We start from the raw sequence: 20888 nt of genomic DNA, 5'->3' as shown, positions 1-20888 counted from the left end.
AAACAATAACTTAGTTTTAAAAAAAGATGGAGTAACAACAAATGAAAATCTCTCAATTGTTCTTGGGTCTCGTTGCTTGTTCAACTGCATTTGCTTATGCAGGTATTGATGGTATTTCGAGTAATGAAAGTAACATCAAAATCGGTGCTGCTGCCAATGCAAGCCATCCGGGTGGTGTAGCAGCGGTATCGGTTCAAGCTGCGGGCGCACCATATAACGCTTTTACAGGTTTTAGTTCGTTAAAAGGTTTGGCTCAGGCTTTTGCTGCTCAGGGAACGAGTAACACCAATGTAACGGTTGGCAGCAAAACCTTTAATATTTCGCATATTCCAGTGTCTGCAATGCCACCTTCACACAGTGCATTAGGTAATTTTAACTTTGGTCAGGTGGGCACACAGGAAGTCTATTTTGGTGAATGGTGGAAAGCGGGCGACACGCCAGCAAGCGCGAGCCATACCGTTTACTATGCGGGTGATAACACCAATACCACTGTTCCAACTGCGGGTACTGCAACTTATACGGTTGCAGGGATTAATGGTTCTGGAAGCAATTTGTTAAGTGGTACGTTCACGGCAAATTATGGCGCGGGCACACTTGAAGGAACACTTACCGGAACAGGTACGGCTGTTTCATCATTAAGCCTAGATGGCGTGGCATTTAACCCAGGTACTGCTGCCTTTGCAGGTTTGGCAACGGCTAACGGTACGGCTGGGGTGGACAACTCTGGTGTGGTGCAAGGTCAATTCTTCGGTGCAAATGCTTCGGCTTTAGCGGGTATTGCCCAGTTTGATAACGTGTCTTACAACACTGCATTTGGCGGTGCTAAAAATTAATGAATGCAAAAGGAATCTACACACGTAGGTTCCTTTTGTTTTTTGGGCTTTTGCTTGGTTGCTTCAGGTTTATTGTTTTATGAAACGAACGCTTTTGTGCTGTCTGACATTGTTGAGTTGTCCATTTTTATATGCCGACGAAGACACACAGCTTCGTCTCAACCAAAGCTTGGACCAAACGCTTTTGCAAGAACAGCGACAGTTTCACGAGCAGGGAACCATTCGTAGTACCGAGCAATTACCAAAACTTCAAATTAATGGACAAGAATATAGTGTTGAGCAAAACCCAAATGATCTTGCCAAGGCTCTATATCTGGCAGTCATGCAAAAACAGTGGCTCAAAGCCACGGTTTATTTAGAACATTATAAGAAATATGTTGGCTACGATCGGGCTTTAACCGACTTTGCCGAAGGGGCAGTTGCACGTTCTCAGGGTCAATTGAAATTGGCTGAACAAAAATTTCAAAGCAGCCTAAAACAACAACCTCATAATTTAATTTGTGAACTTGAGTTAGCGCGCGTGCTGTTTGAACAACAGAAGAATAAGGAAGCAGCACGCCTTTTTATTTCCATTCAAGACCAACTTAAACAAAGTGACCCTGCGGTAATTCCTTCTGGGGTTTTAACAACAGTGAATACTTTTGTTCAGGCACTAAAAAAACGAGACTCTTGGCAAGGCTCTGTTTCAGCGGGTTATACCTATGTCAGTAATTTAAATAGTTCTTCTGAACAGAGTAAAACATGGATGAGTTATCAGACAGATAAGGACGGTAAGATTATTGGGTCTCAGAAAGTTACTCGTGATAGTCCTAAACCTGTGTCAGCAACGGGATTAGATTACGAAGCCAGTCTTATAAAACGCTATGCGATTGAAGGGCATCATGGCGTGGCTTTACGTGCGCTGGCGTTTGGACAGTCCTATAACGACCACGCGGCATTTAATGAATCTACCATTAATATTAATGCAGGCTACAGCTACTTTGACTTAAAAAATCAAATTGGGGTGAGTCCGCTTTTTGAACATAAACGTTATGGCAATGATGGCCTTTACAATGCATGGGGGACGCGTGCCGAGTGGATGCATTTTATCTCGTCAGATAAAGCCTTTAAGCTTGAAGCTGAAAGAAAAGATTTTAATTATCAGAAATATAAAAGCTTTGATGGTATAGAAAATTCAGCTTTTGCCACTTTCTGGAAGATTTTTCCAGACCAGTGGACTGTTTTTGGTGGTCTAGATGTAGTTGACCATTCTGCACAAGAAAAATATGTAGCTGCCTACGAACAGCAAGGCGTACGATTAGGCTTAAGCAAATCTTGGAGCACAGGATTTAACACCACTTTGCTGAGTTCTTATCGTTGGCGTCAGTTTGATAAATATGCAGAAACTTTCTTGGCACGCCGTCATGATTTTGAGCAGAACTATACCTTTGTTGTGCAAATGCCGCGCTTTGAGTTTTATGGCATGACGCCTAATTTAACCTATCGCTATAACCAAAATAAAAGCAATGTCGATTGGCTGTATTCCTACGATAAACACAACATTAGTCTCAAGCTTGAGCATCGTTTTTAGGGAATAAGTCATGAAATCAAAATCTTTATTCCCGACACATGAGCCAATGGGCAAACTGCCTTTACTACAAGGGCCGAAGCATTTTTATAAGTGCTTAACCGTAGTCGTGGTGATTGGTCTGCATGTGTTTGTTGTCTGGATGCTGAGTCATTTAATTGAACCTTATACTTTTCAAGCATCGCCAAAAGTAGATGCATTAAAAGTAAGTTTTGTGTCATTGGCGCCTGCTAAAAAGCCATCGGCTGAAAAGATCGAAAGCCAACCTAAAAAAGTGTAACACTTAAATCTACCTTAAATAGTTCGGTATCTTCTGCACCTGAAGAATCAAAAAACTCGCCTAAAAATGTTCAAACATTAGCGTCAAAAACTGCTTCTAAAGAGGTGGTACAAAATAATCTAAGTGATAAACAGCAAGTACAACCAAAAACGACTTTAAACAATTCAACTTCACTCCAACCATTGCAGCGTACAGAACGGCGAGCGGTTCATAACGATAAAAAACTGAGTTCGACAGACAGCGAACAAACGCAAACTGAGCATTTGCTGCAAAGCACCAATAGCGAAACCAAAAGTGGCGGCGTTAAAACACCTGCAACGCAGCAAGAATATTCCAAAGCACCGAGCACTCAAGTTGAACACGATGACGTTGTTCAGGTGAGTAGTGTGGATGTGCTGAGTTTTGGTGGGCTTGACTACGATGACCGCGAGTTAAAACAACAAAATCGTTTGGTTGAGCTTCGGATTCGCATTAATGAAAAAGGGCAGCCGATCGACATCCAATTACGTCAAAGTTCGGGCATTGCCAGCCTTGATGAACGGGTCATGCAAGCTACACGTAAATCCAGATTTAAACCCCACAAAATTAATGGTCGCGCCGTGACTATTGTTGTGGATTTTCCAGTCCAACTCAAACTCAATCGGGGCCGTTAACCGATGAGCCATATCCATTTTGCAGGAGAAAGATGATGAACTCATCTACAGAACAAATCATTAACAACAGCTTGTCTTTACGTTTGAAACAAGAAACCGCTGCCGAACATGAACGTATGCATCAATTAATGTCAGAGGCAAAGGTATTTTCAAGTAAAGAAAAATACGCGCAATTTACTTTGTCTCAATATTACTTTCAGCGCGAAATTGAACATCTTTTTGAAAAAGAGGGTGTAGCAGGACTGATTCCGGACCTTGATATCCGCGGTCGCTCAAAACAAGCACTTGCCGATTTAAATGATTTAGGTATTCAACCTAACGGACAGCAATTACACAGTGAAAACGTACAGCTACCCGAAGCTTTAGGCTGGATTTATGTGTCTGAAGGTTCAACCTTAGGGGCTGCATTTTTATTTAAAGAGGCCCAAAAAAATTTAGGGTTTTCTGAAACGTTTGCTGCACGTAATTTGGCTGCCTATCCCGAAGGGCGCGCTAAAGTCTGGAAGCGTTTTGTGCAAGCACTCGACGAAACAGGCTTTGACCAAACCCAACAAGATCGTGTTGTACAAGGGGCGTTAGATGCCTTTGGATATTTTGGTCAAGCGCTTGATCAGCTTGATGAATTGAAATAATAAAAAGTGGATAAAGGGAATACCCGATATGGACAAACTCAATCAAGTAAATGTGATCGTAAAACATGAGCAGTCGTTAGTACCAGCTCAACCAGTCAGTAAGCTTGCTCGTTCTATTTGGGCGCGTTGGGTGTTTATTAGTTTGGCTTGGTCGTGTATTGCACTTGGCATATTGGGTATTTTTATTCCGGGTTTACCCACCGTTGATTTTATAATTTTGGCTGTTTTCTTTGCGGCTCGAGGCTCTGAAAAACTTCATCAATGGTTTCGAAATCATCGTTATATTGGTCCACTCATTCGCGAGTGGCAAGAACATCGGCGTATTCCTAAAAAGGCAAAATACATCTCGACAGTTAGTATGAGTCTGGCGGCTATTTTTATGATTTGGACTATTCCACATCCGTGGTTTGTCTATCCGGCAATTTTATGCATGGCTGGGGTATTAATTTGGATGTGGTTAAAAAATTGAAGATTTATGATTGACACTGTTGCATAGTACGCTTCATGGTTTTCACAAAATCACGTGGTACTTCAGGGCTTTGTAAACTTAAGCTTCCAAGTTTAAGCATTAGTTTAGGGGAATATTGACGTTCTAAGCGGTGATAAATACATGTACAACTTGCACGGCTATGACCTGCTGCCATACATTTTAAATAGAAATCACGTTGAGCATTATTTTTCTGACCTGCAAAGGCAATAGATGCAAATAATAATCCGCCTAGAAAAACTGAATAATTATAAAATGACATATATCTACTCGTGATTGTTTTTTTCATTATCCATATTTTGGCATAACTTTTTCAGGTTCAAAATCAGTTGATATCAACTTGCGGCTTCATCATAGTTAGAACTGTTTTAGAGGTCAAATTGATTTGAAGATGATCACTGTTTTATTGTCCTTAAAATAGACAATTTTGATTGTTGCTATTTTAAAGACAGTGTTACGACATTACACACCCTATTTTTTTACATCTTTTTTTGCTTTCATAAACGTTTAAGCATTATTCATTTTTAAATCATTTAGATACAACTTAATTGCTTTAAAACTTTAATTTAACAGGATATTTTATATGGTAGATACCCCAATTAAAAAAGAAACAGAAAGTACATGGGCAATATGTCGAGATCCTGTTTTACTAACTATGGTTGGTGGGGCGATTGATACCATTGGCTTTATTGCGTTGTTTGGCTTTTTTACCGCTCATGTTACTGGAAACTTAGTGTTGGCAGGGGCGGCATGGGTTAAAGGAGGCGCGGGAATATGGATTAAGCTTGCCGCTATTCCGCTATTTATTTTGACTGTGGTCATTACAAAACTTTTAATTGACCGTAGTCAGATGAAGCATAAAACGCTGTCTTATTTATTTTTATTTGAAGCCATCTTTCTATCTGCTTTTATGATTGCAGGGCTTTATTTCGAACCTTTTAAAAATGCCGATTCAATTACTGTAGCATTGACAGGTGGGTTGGGTTTAATTGCTTTAGCTATTCGTAATACTTCAAGCAAAACACTCATTAAAAATATTAGTCCAAGCACCATGATGACGGGCAACACCACGCAGCTCGGTATTGATATTGCTAACTTGCTTAAAAATAATAATGCAGCCAATCGGGCAAGTTTACTCAAAAGTGCCAGTATTGTAATTGGCTTTGTGATTGGTGCCTTTTTAGGAGCGATTCTCTATGTCTATTTTGATTTTTGGAGTGTAGCGCCATTTATCTTACCCATTTTGTATTTCTCTTATTTAGCCTCACAGCAAAAGTTCAACCAAGCTTGATTAGAAAAAATAACAAAAAAGGAAAATGGAAGCTGAGCCGAAATTGTTCGTTCACTGCTTTACAGGCATAATGACCAGATGGGGAATACATTCGATTAAGGAATGCACAATGACAAAGTCTTATCATTATTCAATCATAACAATAATGGCTTTGCTCAGTGGCTGTCAGGTCATTAATTTAAAAGAAAGTAATTTAAGTAATGCTTTAAAAAGTAAGAATGAAAGTATTCTGACCGATGGCACCTTAAGTCATCAAACTCAAAACTTGCTGTATTTAGTTAAAAAAGATGAAAAGTCTTGTCTGCAAAATTTTGATGATTGTTTAAATAAGATTCAAAGCTTGTCTGAAAATAGCAGCCGAGAAGAACGTTATGCTGCGCTCAGTGAAATTTATTTAGCCAAGGCTTTAGACGTCGGACGTAATAGCCAATGTAATGTTATTAATAAAAGTAATAGTTGTCTTGAGCAAGAGTTAGCACTGTTTGATAAAAGCTTGCGCTATAGTTATGTCTATTTATTTGATTCTGAAGAGTCACCGTTCGATCGGGTATTTGACCATCGCCAAAATCAGGTGCGTATTTTTTATAACGTGGCTTTGTCGAAGCTCATGACCACGTATTTTAATCATTTAAATACGCATCGCTTTCCACCGCTGCTTAAAGCAGATGGTCATGAGTACCACGTCAATTTTGACCATGCTGTAGATGTACAAAAAATTGAAGTCGATACTTTTCGCTCAAGCTATAACATGAACTTTTCTGGCTTTAATACTGTTAACCGTAAGGATGGTTTAGGGGCAGAGTTTATTGTCGGGCGTAAAGAAAATGATGTAAATCACGACTTCATTTTAGACCCCGATGCTTTTTATGCTCACCAGAATAATCCAAACATACATTTACCACGCTTCTTTCCAGTCACTGCGATTGCTTACCCAAAACAAAAAGCCACAGCAGATCAGGTCATTGCTGGAGCAGATTTAGAAATTGCCATGTTTGATCCATATCGACAAGACCGCGTAAAGGTTGAAGGTGTGGACTATCCGCTCACTGCAAACTATTCGGCGCCTTATGGGCTATGGCTGTCGAAATATAATTTAGGGGCAGCAGGTTATTGGTCTTTAATTAATAAAGAAAACAATTTAATCATGCCGCATTTATATATGCTGGAACCCTTTAACCCCAATAAGAAAATCATTGTATTTATTCATGGCTTGGCAAGTAGCCCAGAGGCGTGGGTGAGCCTAACCAATGACATTATGGGTGATGCCGAATTAAGAAATAACTATCAAGTCTGGCAGGTGTTTTATTCAACCAATATGCCGATTTTTGAAAGTCGTTTTCAGATTTATTCCTTGCTGAATCAAGCTTTTCAAAATGTTGCTAAAGATAGCTACGCTGCACACGATGCAGTGCTGGTCGGGCATAGTATGGGCGGAGTGATTAGTCGCCTCTTGGTAAGTGATGCCGATGTTTCAGAGCAAGCCATGCAAAAAATGAATGAAGCCCAGCTAAATCGTTTAAAAGAAAATCCGGTGGTACGAGAGCGTTTTCAATTCAAAGCTTTGCCTTATTTTAAGCGGGTTGTTTTTGTTTCGGCACCGCATCATGGCACAGATTACGCTGACCGATGGTTTACCCAAATTGCGCGCCGTGTTATTCGTTTGCCAGCCGATTTCTTTATTGCTGTCGAAATGAGAGATGAGAAAAACACAAAGCTCAGAAAAGGTTTAATTGAAAATGGTGCGAGTAATTTAAGTCGTTCTTCTAGCTTTATGCAACTTACGCAAGCCATTCAGCCATCGTCCAGCGTGGTCTATCACTCGATTATGGGGAACATAAATGGCACGACTGATAAGTTAAAAAGCAGCGATGGGATTGTGCCGTATCAAAGTTCACATTTAGGTGGTGAACAGTCAGAACTAATTATTAAGGGCGGGCATTCGATTCAAACTACCCCAGAGGCGATTTTAGAATTACGCCGTATTTTACGGTTGCATTTAAAGCAGTCACAGCCTTTAAAATAGAATTTTTTGTTTTTAGAAAACCACTGCTGAAACGACTCAACAGTGGTTGAAATGATCAATTAAGCTGATTTTGTTTGAGCGATTTTTTATGCTCAAAATAGCTGATTGAAAAAATAACCAAGCCGACCAAATACAACACTACAGACAGAAGTAATAAATCTAATCCTGCTGCATAGAGCAACCAAAGTGCATAAATGGAAGCGACACTTGCAATGGCAATATGCGGCGTGCGTTTGTGGCGAATGGATTCTTTAAGATAAAAAGCCGACACCAGAAAGTAAGGCAGCAAAATCATGACCGATGAAATTAATAAAAGCTGGGTGTAATTTTTATTGAAAAAATACACCGCAATTAAGGCACCTTGCACGACAATGGTGGTCAGCCAAAGTGATGAAATGGGTACATTATTTTGATTATTCTTTAAAAATAATTTCGGGAATGCACCATTTTTTGCAGCCAAATATGGAATTTCAGTGGCGAACAAAGTCCAGCTTAAATAAGACGAAGAAACTGAAATAATAAGCCCGATGGTAATAACGATAGTGCCCGGCAAACCGATGAGCTGCTGTAAAATGGTTGCCATTGATGGGTTATGCATGCCTGCAAGCGCTTCACGACTCACTATGCCATAGGCCAAAACTGTGACCATCACATAAAAACTTAACGCCAGTAACACGCCCAGAATGGTGGCTTTACCAATGTCATAACGGTTTTTTGCACGTGATGATAAAACCACAGCACCTTCAATACCGGTAAATACCCAAAGGGTAATGAGCATCAGATCTTTCACTTGCTGCCAAAGTGGAACTTTTAAAGAAAAGTCATTTAAGTTGAGTTTGAACAAATCAAACTTAAAGGCAATGAAGGTAAAGAAGATGAAAACCACCATTGGAATGATTTTGGCAATAGTTGCCAGTAAATTCACAATTGCAGCTTCTTTAATACCTCGACTCACTAACCAGTGTACTAGCCATACAAAAATGCTTGAACCAATCAGAGAGTAGAGCGTATTACCTTCACCAAAAATAATATGGTCTTTGCTATCAGTAAACATGCCGACGCCTGAAAAGGCAATTACGACATAGCCGACAATACCAATGGTGGTACACAACCAATAACCCCACGCCGAGCAAAAACCAATCAGGTCTCCAAAACCTTCCCGCGCATAGTTATAAATACCACCGTCTAGATCTGGCCGTTGACGCGTTAAATGCAATAGCGTGAGGGCCAAGAAAATAATGCCGACCCCAGTAATGAGCCATGCAACAAGAAGGGCAGAGCCGTTAGCGACTTGAGCCATATTTTGGGGGAGGCTAAATACGCCCGACCCCACCATAGAACTAAAGACCAGCGCTGTAAGAGACAATAGTCCAATTTTGGCAGCAGACATGGTATTTATTCTTTAAAAAATTGAGAAAGTTCAGCAATGTGTTCTGGACCAATGCCACAGCAACCGCCGACCAGACTTGCACCTGCTTGCTGCCACTGTTTAGCAAAACCCAGATAAGCTGGAGCGTCTAGGTCTTTACGAATTTCATCCAGACCATCGTTGGCAGTTGCACTGTCATCTTGCGGTGGGAAAGCATTGGCGTAGGCACCAATTTGTACAGACTCTGGAATGAGTCCTTTAATTTGATTAATCGCTTGCAAGATCACTTCAGGCTGACAGCAGTTAAACAACACTGCTTTAGCATTTGATTGTTTTATAAAATCAGCCACTTGTTGCATGTTTTCGCCTGAACGAAGTAGCGCTTGTTCATGTTTGATTTCGTCTTGCAGCGTGAACGATACCCAATAGTCTTTACCATCTTTAGGTAATAACGCATGAACTGTTTCGACTTCTTTTAAGCACGATTGAGTTTCTGCTAACCAAAAATCAACCTCTGGTGCCAATGTGTTAATGATTGGCTCGGCAAGATTTTTAGCCTGTTCAGGTTGGAACAAGTCTGCACGGTAAGAACCAAATAAAGGCGGTAAGCAGCCTGCGATTTTGACATTTTTGCCGCTTTCTTTAACTGCATTTTTTGCTTGTTCAATAGCGACTTGAATTAAACGCACGCCGTCAGTTTCAAAGCGTTCTTGTCCAATGTGAAAAGGCACAACAGCATAGTTGTTAGTGGTAATAACTTCTGAACCCGCGTTAATAAAATCGAGATGTACTTCTTTTACTGTTTCAGGTGCTTCAATCAGTGCAAGTGCAGACCACTCTGGTTGACGAAACGGAGCACCACGACGAGCTAATTCACGGCCTAAACCACCATCTAAAATTTTCATAAATTACGACATAAAGGGAGAAAAAATATTTGTGTAATCTAGCGTGTAGATGAGTCGTGTTCAATCGCTAATATGCTCGATATATTTCTAAATAAATTAGATTGTTATGAATATTTTTGCTTAAAAGGATTTCTGTAGATGATGTTCAGTTTTACTGATGAACTTTATATAGAAAAGATAAGATATTTATATGGAAATGTAGCGTAAAAAATAATCTTACAACGCGCCAAATTGTTGCCAGCTTTCACCTGTATGCTGCGTTTGATAATAGGCTTTAAGTTGTTCAAGCTGCGTAAAATGTATGCCACACCAAATCAATAAACTGATTAATAATAAAAGCTTACATAAGCGATAAGTCTTGTTTTGAGAAATAAAAGCAAGCACAGCAAAAAACAGCGCAGGTAAAAATATCAAGAACTGAACAGGGGAGAAAAATAAATGAGCACTACTGAAATATAATGCGGCTGCACTCATCAGCACATTTAAAACCGAGCATAACTTTTGATATTTGCCGAGCTTAAATGTATAAGCCGTTATAGCAAGTAACACCGCTGAGCTGACATAAATGGCTGTACCGCCAATCATCCACATATAAAACCCGCTTACCAACAGATAAGCCAGTAGCAAAACAAGCACGAGCTTAAAACAAAATGACATGAGGCGAGGTGATGAGTTTAAAGGCGTCATAGCGAATCTATATCTCAACTGAGGTCTTAAAAAACAAAAGGACGAATCGAAATTCATCCTTTTGGAGTTTTAGTTATACATCGTCAAACTTAGTTTGCTTTTGCAACTGGGGCAGCAGCAGTTTCATCGTTTGCAGCTTTGAACGGAGATGTATAGTTCAAGCCAAGCGTAGAACTTGTATATTGACGAACTTTGTCGAGTAACACAGGGTCTTTGCTCAAGTCTTGTTTATAAGACACTACAATTTCATGAAGCTTCTGATTCCACTTACCTTCAGTTTGCTGAGGGAAAGCTTTTTCAAGCAAGTTAAGCATGATGTATGGAGAAGTCGAAGCACCTGGAGACGCACCTAACAATGCAGTTACAGCACCATCTTTAGACGCAAAGATTTCTGTACCGAATTGAAGCGTTGCTGGTTTACCTGGTTCTTTCTTGATGATCTGAACACGTTGACCACCTTGGCTTAAACGCCAGTCTTCAGCTTTCGCATCTGGGTAGTATTTACGAAGTTCATTTAGACGATCTTGGTCTGACATCATTACTTGGCTCACCAAGTATTTAACAAGATCAAGGTTTTCCAAGCCAACAGTGGTCATTGGTAAAACGTTGTTTTTGTTAGTTGATGCAAGTAAATCAAGCTGAGAACCATTTTTCAGGAACTTGTTTGAATACGTTGCAAATGGTCCAAACAATACATATTTTTTACCGTCGATATAACGTGTATCAATATGTGGTACAGACATTGGAGGCGCACCAAGTTCAGCACGGCCATATACTTTCGCTGTATGTTGAGCAGTAATTGCTGGGTTATCAGTAATTAAGAACTCACCACCTACAGGGAAGCCAGCATATTGTTTCGCTTCTGGTAAACCAGTAAGTTGCAATAATTTAACTGCTGCACCACCTGCACCGATAAATACAAAACGTGTTTTAACGTGATCTACTTTACCAGTTTTCAAATTTTTGAAAGACACAGTCCAAGTTTTGTCATCATTTTGGCTGATGCCAGTCACTTCGGTTGAAGTCTGTAATTTGAAGTTCGGGTTTTGGTCTAAACGATTCACTAATTGTTTAGTGATAGAACCATAGTTTACGTCAGAGCCAACATCCATACGGGTTGCTGCAACTTTTTGACTAGGGTCACGATCGTTCATTACTAAAGGTGCCCATTGTTTAATTACAGCTGGGTCTTCAGTAAATTTCATGCCTTTGAACAACGGGCTTTGAATCATGGCAGCATAACGTTTTTCTAAGAACTGAACGTTATCGCCCCAAACGAAAGCAATGTGCGGAACTGGATTAATGAATGATTTAGGTTCAGCTAAAACGCCTTGTTTTACCTGATATGACCAGAACTGTTTCGCTACTTCAAATTGAGAAGCAACTTTTTCAGCTTTGACAATTTCCATCTTACCGTTTTTTTCTTCGGTATAGTTCATTTCCATAAAGCCAGAATGGCCTGTTCCGGCATTGTTAAAGCCGTTTGAACTTTCTTGAGCAACTTGGTCAAGACGTTCATACATACGAATTTGCCAGTTTGGTTCAAGCTCAGTTAAATAAGTACCAAGAGTGGCACTCATGATGCCGCCGCCAACAAGAACAGCATCAACAACTGGCTCATCTTTTGCAGTTTCGACTTGTTTTGACGCAGTTGGTCTAAACAAGAAAACAATACCTGCAATTAAAATAAGAATGATTAATACCAGAAGGTATTTCAAAAACTTTTTCATGTAAGGGGGACCTTAAAATAAGTTATTTGAGTCACTTAAGGAGTGAGGAAACCTAGACAGCGTATCCAGACAAAATGGATATAAATGCGAAACTGAATTCTCAAAATTAGAGAACTTCGAAAAAAATAAAAATGACTTGGGATTATCGCAAACACTCTATATTTTAGACTAATTTTGCATTGACAAGACAATTTTTATAATAAATGGGGTTCATCAAAATCATAAATATGATTTATATTTAATCAAATTGAGTTTTTATAAGATAGTTTAAGTGAATTATTTTAATTTAAGTATTTGAAATTAAATTGATAATATTGATTTGACTAAAGTTAAATCATTTGAAGAATATTTGCCTATAAAGATAGATGATTTTTTGTTTCATGCCATATTGATGTAAAACAGCTTTTTTGAATAGTTTATTTTCTGTCATACATCGTTCTTATTAATGATTGGATTATAAATATTAAATTAAGGGTATATTTCTGCATAAGAAATATACCCTTATGATTTTATGAGGCTACATAAAATGGTGCAGTTGAACGTGGTAATGCTTCACGTCCACGAATTTGGTCTGCAATTTTCTCGGCAATCATAATGGTGGTTGCATTTAAGTTACCGGTAATAATAAGCGGCATGATCGAGGCATCAACCACACGTAAGCTTTGCATACCATGGACTCGGCCTTGACCATCCACGACAGCCATTTCATCTTCACCCATCTTACAGCTACAAGACGGATGATAAGCTGTTTCTGCATGGTTACGAACAAAGTCGTCAAGCTCTGCATCTGTTTGCAAGTGTTTGCCTGGACTAATTTCTTCACCACGATATGGATCAAGAGCAGGTTGCTGCATAATTTCACGGGTGATACGAATCGCGTCACGGAACTCACGCCAGTCTTGTTCACTCGACATATAGTTAAACAAGATGCTTGGATGCTCAAACGGATCTTTTGATTTAAGTCTAATACGGCCACGTGAAGGAGAACGCATTGAACCTACGTGAGCTTGGAAACCATGTTCTTTCACTGCATTACTACCGTTGTAGTTAATGGCAACCGGCAAGAAATGATACTGAATGTTTGGCCATTTAAACTCGTCTGAACTACGAATAAATCCGCCTGCTTCAAATTGGTTACTTGCACCAACTCCTGTACCGTTAAATAACCACTCGGCACCAATGGCCGGTTGGTTATACCATTTTAGGGCGGGGTATAAAGAAACAGGTTGCTTACATTTATATTGCAAGTACATTTCTAAATGGTCTTGCAAGTTTTCACCTACACCTGGTAAATCATGAACGACATCAATGTCCATTGATTTTAAGAAGGTACTTTGACCTACACCTGAGCGCTGTAAAATTTGTGGAGAAGCAATTGCACCCGCGCACAGTAAGACTTCGCGTTTAACCAAGGCGCGTTGTAAGTTGTTTTGATCAGCCCCAATAATGTACTCAACACCAACGGCTTGTTTTTGGTTAAACAAAATTTTATTGGTGGTTGCATGAGTCAAAATGGTGAGGTTAGGACGACCTTTCGCCATATCCAGATAACCACGTGCGGTACTTGAGCGGCGACCTTTAGGCGTTACCGTGCGGTCCATTGGACCAAAGCCTTCTTGTTGGTAACCGTTTAAGTCATCGGTACGCGGGTAACCTGCTTGTACGCCAGCTTCAACCATGGCATGAAACAAGACATTGTTACCATTTTTGGGTGTAGCAACTGACACAGGGCCATTGCCACCATGGTAGTCATTTTCGCCAATGTCACGGGTTTCTGCTTTTCTATAGTACGGCAAACAGTCAGCATAAGACCAGTTTTCTAGGCCTTTATGGGTTGCCCATTGTTCTAAATCCATTGCATTACCGCGGATATAGCACATACCATTAATTAAAGATGAGCCACCTAAACCTTTACCGCGGCCACATTCCATACGGCGGTTATTCATGTGTGGTTCAGGGTCAGTTAAATAAGCCCAGTTATAACGGCGGCCTTGCAGAGGGAAGGCCAAAGCTGCGGGCATTTGGGTACGAAAATCCAAACGATAATCTGGCCCGCCAGCTTCTAACAATAAAACGGTGGTATCTTTGTCTTCAGTAAGACGTGCAGCAAGTACATTTCCGGCAGATCCTGCGCCAATGATAATGTAATCATATTCTTTAATATTCATAACTATCCTTTTTTTACTAACAGTTTGCCTGAGCAATCTATAAAGATTGCTCTGCATATGTGATTTAGGTTGAAGTGTTTAAGGCGATTGATGCATTAAAAAATGCTTTGATAGTCGCCGAGTTCAACTTGAATAGATTTGATACGGGTATAGTGCCCAAGCGTGGTTAGACCATTTTCACGGCCCACACCAGATTGTTTGTAGCCACCCACTGGCATCTCGGCAGGCGATTCGCCCCAAGTGTTAATCCAGCAAATACCAGCTTCAATTTGGTGAATAATGCGATGAGCGCGGCTAATGTCTTGAGTGACAACGCCAGCAGCTAAACCAAAGGTGGTGTCGTTAGCACGACGAATCACTTCTTCTTCAGTCTCGTAGCTTAAGATGCTCATGACTGGTCCAAAAATTTCTTCTTGAACAATGGCCATTTGGTCGTTGCAGTCGCTAAATACCGTTGGTAGCACGTAAGCGCCTTTAGCAAGGTCACCCTCTGTTGCGCGGTCACCACCAATTAAAACTTTAGCGCCTTGTTGTTTGCCTGACTCAATGAAAGACAGCACTTTTTCCATGTGAGGGAAGCTGGTGAGAGGACCGAAGTTGGTGTCTTCAGCCATTGGGTCGCCAATGCGAATACGTTTTACACGCTCTACAATAGCTTTTTCAAAATCGGCTAACAGTGATTTTGGAACAAAAACACGCGTACCATTGGTACACACTTGGCCTGAACTAAAGAAGTTCGCCATGACAGCAATATCTGCTGCGCGATTAAGGTCAGCATCTTCACAAATAATGAGTGGAGACTTACCACCAAGTTCCATCGTTACTTCTTTAAGTGTAGAACCAGCAGCACTTGCCATGACTTTTTTGCCAGTTTCAACACCACCTGTAAATGAGATTTTCTCAATCACTGGATGTTCAGTTAACCATTGACCAATTTCACGGCCGGGCCCTTGAACGACGTTAAATACGCCGTCTGGTAAGCCTGCTTCTGTATAGATTTCTGCAAGTTTAAATGCAGTAAGAGGGGTCGTTTCACTTGGTTTGAAAATCATGGCATTACCGGCAGCAAGGGCAGGAGCAGATTTCCATAAAGCGATTTGAATTGGATAGTTCCAGGCACCAATACCTGCAACCACGCCTAAAGGTTCACGGCGTGTATAAAAGAAACTTGATTCGCGAAGCGGAACTTGTTCACCTTGAATGGCTGTTGCAAGCCCTGCGTAGTATTCGAGTACATCTGCACCAGTCACAATGTCGACGGTAGATGTTTCGCTAAAAGCTTTACCTGTGTCTAGTGTCTCAAGACGGGCAAGCTCATCATTACGTTCACGTAAGATGTCGACTGCACGGCGTAAAATACGTGAGCGTTCCATGGCGGTCATGGCTGCCCAGATTTTTTGACCTTGTTGTGCACTTTGCACAGCAGCTTCAATATCTTGTTCAGATGCTTGTTGAAGAGTCGCGATTGTTTCGCCGTTGGCAGGGTTAATACTATTAAATGTTTTACCACTGGTTGCTTTAACGTAGCGTCCATGGATATACAGTTGATGAACTTGTACATCACTCATTTTGTCTCTCCTGCAAAGGCTTGTTCGCAAATTGCAATTGCGTTTGTACATAATCGTAAGCAATGGAACGGGCAAGTTCGCTGTCAAATTCGTTATGACGGCTTAAACTGCCGCGTAGCCATAATCCATCAATCAATGCTGCCAAACCTCGGGCGGCAACACCGGCCTGTTTTTCATCCATTAACTTGAGAAAATAAAACTTCAAGTTGGAATATAGGCGTTGATCATTAATCTTTTGCAAACGGCTCAAGTCTGGTACATGCATACTCGCTGACCAAAAATCTAACCAGACCCGCATTGCTTTTTCGTTGACCTGACTAATGTCAAAGTTAGAGTCGATAATGGCCTTAATCTGGCTCTCTGGATGCGAATCTGCTTCTGCTCTGTACTGTTCGGTTTTATGACGCAGAACATTCAGCATTTCTTGCATACAGGTGTTTATCAACCCTTGTTTGTCACCAAAATAATGACTGACAATGCCGGTCGACAACTCGGCTTTTTTTGCAATTTGTGCAATGGTGGTATTGGATAACCCCACTTCATAAATTACGTCGAGTGCAGCGTTCATGATTTCTTCACGTCGCACGTGCTCTGGTTTTACTCTGCGTTTTGTCATGATTTTCCACATCAGCACTTTTAGCGGTGCTTTAAATTCAGCATGTTAACTTGCAGAGCATCATAGCACTTTTTTTATCATACTTGTTATTGATTGAACGTTCAATCAATAACAAGTATGATATGTAAAAATCAATGAATTTTTGAAGATTAGCTCTAAGAATAAAGAGGTAAAATCAAAGATTCTTAAGGATAGGATGATGCGCATAAGTACAGTACTTATCACGTTATTTTGAGAAAATACACCGATTGCAAGGAGCAATAAGATGGTGTTGAAAAGTGATAGATATTCTTCAGACCATATTCGGTTAAATCGGTTTGTATTTTGGAGTTCAGCCATTAGTATTGGCATTTTTGGCCTACTTTTTGTGCTGTTTCCTGAAAAGAGCCAGTTCTGGTTAACCTATATACAAGAGCAGGTAAATCACTTTTTTGGGTGGTATTACATGCTGGTTATTGTGCTGTGCCTCGGTTTTGTGGCTTGGCTCGCTTTTTCAAAAGTCGGCCAGATTCCGTTAGGAAAAGACGACGATAAACCTGAGTTTGGTTATCTGGCATGGACTTCAATGCTGTTCTCGGCAGGGATTGGTATTGCGCTACTTTATTATGGTGTTGCCGAACCTGTTGATCATTTCTTACGCCCACCAGAAGGCGAAGCAGGAACTATTCAAGCTGCCCGAAATGCCATGACCTATAGCTTTTTACACTGGGGAATTCATGGTTGGGTGCTCTATGCGTTGCTTGGAGTCACTTTAGGTTATTTTGCTTTTAGAAAAAATTTGCCACTGGCATTACGTTCGGCACTTTACCCAATTTTTGGGGAACGTGTTCATGGCTTGGTGGGGGATTTTGTTGATGGCTTTGGAATTTTAGCAACAGTTATTTCCTTGGTGACCAATTTAGGCATTGGTGCTTTGGTACTCGTATCTGGTATTTGCTATTTACTTCCTCAAATTCCTGATAACTCTGCAACCTTAATTACTGTTGTTCTGGTCATGATGGCTGTTGCCACAATAACGACAGTGGTTGGTATTGAAAAAGGTCTGGCATGGTTATCTCGTATTAATTTACGTCTGCTCTATGCCTTACTTTTATTTGTATTTTTAACGGGCCCTACAAATCATTTATTAAATGGTCTTGTGCAAAATATCGGTGATTATCTAAGCAATTTTATTGGTAAAAGCTTTGATATGTATTTGTATAACCCAAAAGCAAGTGGTTGGTTGGGTTCGTGGACCGTATTTTATTGGGCATGGTGGATTGCTTGGGCACCTTTTGTGGGTATGTTTATTGCCCGTATTTCAAAAGGACGCACAATCCGCGAAGTTGTATTGGGTGTTTGCCTGATTCCATTAGGTTTTACACTGGCTTGGATTTCGGTTTTTGGCAATACTGCAATTTACTTAATCTTGAATCAAAAACAGAAAGTTTTGGGTGATATGGTTTTAAGTGACCCAGCATTATCATTATTTAAATTACTCGAATATCTGCCATTTAATCCATATGTTGCTGGCATTGTTGTTGTAATTTGTTTCGTTTTATTTTTGACACCAGTTGGGTCTGGTACACTTATGATCGCTAATTTGTCCTCAAAAGGGGGCACCAATGATAGTGATTCGCCAATTTGGTTACGCGTCTTTTGGTCTGTGGTAATTACCATTGTAAGTATTGGCTTGTTACTGGCCGGTAGTTTTAACTCCATGCAAAGCGCTGTGGTGTTATGTGGTTTACCATTTTCAGTCATTATTTTGCTTTATATGTTTGGCTTAGCCAAAGCGTTAAAGCAAGATGATTTTGACCCTCAATTAGTGAAAAAGCAGTTAGCTGTTTCAAAAGACATTTCTGTCCCATCGAATTGTGACCAGAATAAAGTGACCGAGGTTTTATAACCTCCATCGATCACATCTATATATTATTTTTGCGTTTAAATATCGTCTTTTCATTATTTTGAATAGTGAAAAGACGAAGTTAAACATTTTGTTTTTATTTTTTATTCCTTGAGGATTGTATGGCAACAGATAATCCAAGAGCAGTTGATGATTTAACATTATCTAAATCTAAAAAAGACCCGCTCAACCGTGTGGTTTTTTATTTTTCAGCTGTACTTATTTTAATTTTTTCTCTCGTCACGTTTTTGTTCAATGATTTTTCAAATCGGGTAATGAATACAGTACTTCAGTGGGTAACTTCGACCTTTGGTTGGTATTACCTGCTTGCCGCAACACTTTATATGGCATTCGTAATTTTCATTGCCTGTTCAAGATATGGCAATATTAAGCTAGGACCTAAGCATTCAAAGCCTGAGTTTAGTTTACTTAGTTGGTCTGCCATGCTGTTTTCGGCTGGTATTGGTATCGATTTAATGTTCTTCTCGGTCGCCGAACCTTTATCTCATTATATGCAACCGCCAGTAGGTGCAGCTCAGACTTATGAAGCCGCACGCCAAAGTATGGTCTGGACATTGTTCCACTACGGTTTAACTGGTTGGTGTATGTATGCCTTACTTGGCATGTCATTGGGATATTTCAGCTATCGTTATAATCTGCCGCTTACCATTCGTTCTGCACTCTACCCAATTTTTGGTCAAAGAATTAATGGTGTGATCGGGCATAGTGTTGATACGGCTGCCGTTATCGGGACAATTTTTGGTATTGCAACAACCTGCGGGATTGGGGTGGTACAGCTGAATTATGGGCTACATGTATTATTAGGGCTACCAGAGAACATCTGGATGCAGTTTGCCCTGATTGCCATTGCAGTTGGAATCAGTATTATTTCGGTGACATCAGGCGTTAATAAAGGCCTGCGGATTTTATCTGAAATTAATATTTATGTTTCGATCGGGCTATTGCTGTTTATTTTGTTCTTGGGAAATACTGAGTTTTTACTCAATGCCCTTGTTCAAAATGTTGGTGATTACTTAAGCCGTTTCCCATCTTTGGCCTTACAAAGTTTTGCGTTTGAACAGCCTAAAGCGTGGATGAGTAGCTGGACCTTATTCTTTTGGGCTTGGTGGATTGCATGGTCGCCGTTCGTAGGGCTTTTCCTAGCTCGTATCTCAAGAGGGCGTACCATTCGTGAGTTTGTATCCGGTACTTTAATTATTCCGCTTCTATTTACAATAACGTGGTTATCTATTTTTGGTAATAGCGCGTTATATAGCGTAATTTTTGAAGGGAACCAGACACTCGCTGCCACAGTATTAGCAAATCCCGCGCATGGTTTTTATGATTTGTTAGCACAATATCCGGGCTTTACGTTTATTGCTTCAATTGCCACCGTAACAGGGCTTTTGTTCTATGTGACTTCTGCTGACTCGGGTGCGCTAGTTTTAGGTAACTTCACCACTAAGTTAACTCATATTGATAATGATGCTCCGCGTTGGCTGAGTGTGTTCTGGGCAATTGCTATTGGTTTACTTACGCTAGCGATGCTGATGACCAACGGAATTACGGCTTTACAAAACGCGACCATTATTATGGGATTGCCGTTTAGTTTCGTGATGTTCCTTGTCATGGCAGGGCTTTACAAGTCCTTAAGACTTGAAGATTACAGACAGGCTAGCCGAAGTATGAATGCAGCTCCTGTGGTCGGTAACGTCGATATTCTGAATTGGAAACAACGTTTAACCCGTGTGATGCATCATCCGGGAACCACTGAAACTCTGCGCATGTTAGATACTGTCTGCCGACCAGCAGTTCAGGCCGTTGCTGATGAACTTATTAAGCAGGGAATGAACGTGGATGTGCAACAAACGCTGCTCGAAGATGAAGACACGCTTTATCATCTAGACTTCACTATTCATTTAGAAGAAGAGCAAAACTTCGTTTACCAGATCTGGCCTGTGCGTTATAGCGCACCGATTTTCAGTCAACGTGTGAAACGAGGTAAACAGTTCTATTATCGATTGGAAACCTATCTTTATGATGGTTCTCAAGATAACGATTTAGTGGGTTACGGTAAAGAGCAAGTCATTAATGATATTTTAGATAAATATGAAAGACATATGACGTTTCTACATATTAATCGTATTAGCCCGGGGAACCGACCGTTGTTCCCAGATCCACAAGCTTAAGGGGA

16 protein-coding genes and 1 pseudogene are annotated in these 20888 nt (G+C 40.4%); 9 read left to right on the top strand and 8 right to left on the bottom strand.

Annotated elements, in window-relative coordinates:
* Positions 1–41: 41 nt before the first annotated feature.
* From FY048_RS13845 to FY048_RS13825, 5 genes and pseudogenes are all read left to right on the top strand, one after another.
* A complete protein-coding gene (locus tag FY048_RS13845; protein ID WP_002041986.1) occupies positions 42–833 on the top strand; it encodes a Slam-dependent surface lipoprotein in 792 nt (263 codons plus the stop codon).
* 79 nt (positions 834–912) lie between these two features.
* A complete protein-coding gene (locus FY048_RS13840) occupies positions 913–2403 on the top strand; it encodes a surface lipoprotein assembly modifier (RefSeq protein WP_446091521.1) in 1491 nt (496 codons plus the stop codon).
* A 10-nt stretch (positions 2404–2413) separates the two neighbouring features.
* Positions 2414–3333 (top strand): annotated as a pseudogene (locus tag FY048_RS13835) (TonB family protein).
* Between the two features lie 32 nt (positions 3334–3365).
* On the top strand, positions 3366–3965 hold the full coding sequence (locus tag FY048_RS13830; protein WP_446091520.1) for a biliverdin-producing heme oxygenase: 600 nt from the start codon (positions 3366–3368) through the stop codon (positions 3963–3965).
* 28 nt (positions 3966–3993) lie between these two features.
* Positions 3994–4434, top strand: coding sequence for a YbaN family protein (locus tag FY048_RS13825; protein WP_446091519.1), 441 nt, complete (start codon positions 3994–3996; stop codon positions 4432–4434).
* A gap of 4 nt (positions 4435–4438) precedes the next feature.
* Here the strand turns inward: FY048_RS13825 and FY048_RS13820 are convergent, their stop codons facing one another.
* Positions 4439–4714, bottom strand: coding sequence for a hypothetical protein (locus FY048_RS13820; protein WP_017391749.1), 276 nt, complete (start codon positions 4712–4714; stop codon positions 4439–4441).
* A gap of 321 nt (positions 4715–5035) precedes the next feature.
* Here FY048_RS13820 and FY048_RS13815 point away from each other — a divergent pair, with 321 nt between their 5' ends.
* Complete coding sequence (locus FY048_RS13815) at positions 5036–5743, top strand: YoaK family protein (RefSeq protein WP_446091518.1); 708 nt, start codon at positions 5036–5038, stop codon at positions 5741–5743.
* A 109-nt stretch (positions 5744–5852) separates the two neighbouring features.
* Positions 5853–7766, top strand: coding sequence for an esterase/lipase family protein (locus FY048_RS13810; protein WP_446091517.1), 1914 nt, complete (start codon positions 5853–5855; stop codon positions 7764–7766).
* Positions 7767–7821: 55 nt separating this feature from the next.
* Here the strand turns inward: FY048_RS13810 and FY048_RS13805 are convergent, their stop codons facing one another.
* The 7 genes from FY048_RS13805 to betI form a co-directional block, all read right to left on the bottom strand.
* Positions 7822–9156 (bottom strand): basic amino acid/polyamine antiporter, encoded by a 1335-nt coding sequence (locus FY048_RS13805; protein WP_446091516.1) that lies wholly within the window; start codon positions 9154–9156, stop codon positions 7822–7824.
* 5 nt (positions 9157–9161) lie between these two features.
* Entirely contained in the window at positions 9162–10040 is an 879-nt protein-coding gene (locus FY048_RS13800; RefSeq protein WP_446091515.1) for a homocysteine S-methyltransferase family protein, read from the bottom strand.
* 216 nt (positions 10041–10256) lie between these two features.
* Entirely contained in the window at positions 10257–10727 is a 471-nt protein-coding gene (locus tag FY048_RS13795; RefSeq protein ID WP_446091514.1) for a hypothetical protein, read from the bottom strand.
* Positions 10728–10816: 89 nt separating this feature from the next.
* Positions 10817–12457: a malate dehydrogenase (quinone) gene (gene mqo, locus FY048_RS13790; RefSeq protein ID WP_446091513.1), complete on the bottom strand. Its 1641-nt coding sequence runs from the start codon at positions 12455–12457 to the stop codon at positions 10817–10819.
* Between the two features lie 509 nt (positions 12458–12966).
* Positions 12967–14625 carry a choline dehydrogenase gene (gene betA, locus FY048_RS13785; RefSeq protein WP_446091512.1) on the bottom strand — a complete coding sequence of 553 codons (1659 nt, stop codon included), beginning with the start codon at positions 14623–14625 and terminating at the stop codon, positions 12967–12969.
* Between the two features lie 95 nt (positions 14626–14720).
* Complete coding sequence (betB, locus tag FY048_RS13780) at positions 14721–16193, bottom strand: betaine-aldehyde dehydrogenase (protein WP_446091511.1); 1473 nt, start codon at positions 16191–16193, stop codon at positions 14721–14723.
* Positions 16186–16809: a transcriptional regulator BetI gene (gene betI, locus FY048_RS13775; RefSeq protein WP_446091510.1), complete on the bottom strand. Its 624-nt coding sequence runs from the start codon at positions 16807–16809 to the stop codon at positions 16186–16188. Before betI ends, betB begins: the two co-directional genes overlap by 8 nt.
* A 265-nt stretch (positions 16810–17074) precedes the next feature.
* Here betI and FY048_RS13770 point away from each other — a divergent pair, with 265 nt between their 5' ends.
* Together FY048_RS13770 and FY048_RS13765 are read left to right on the top strand one after the other, a co-directional pair.
* Positions 17075–18697, top strand: coding sequence for a BCCT family transporter (locus FY048_RS13770; RefSeq protein WP_446091509.1), 1623 nt, complete (start codon positions 17075–17077; stop codon positions 18695–18697).
* Positions 18698–18816: 119 nt separating this feature from the next.
* Positions 18817–20883, top strand: coding sequence for a choline transporter (locus FY048_RS13765; RefSeq protein WP_446091508.1), 2067 nt, complete (start codon positions 18817–18819; stop codon positions 20881–20883).
* Positions 20884–20888 lie beyond the last annotated feature (5 nt).

It is taken from the genome of Acinetobacter sp. 1124_18A, from assembly GCF_052824995.1.
This window is presented reverse-complemented; position numbering and strand designations above follow the sequence as displayed.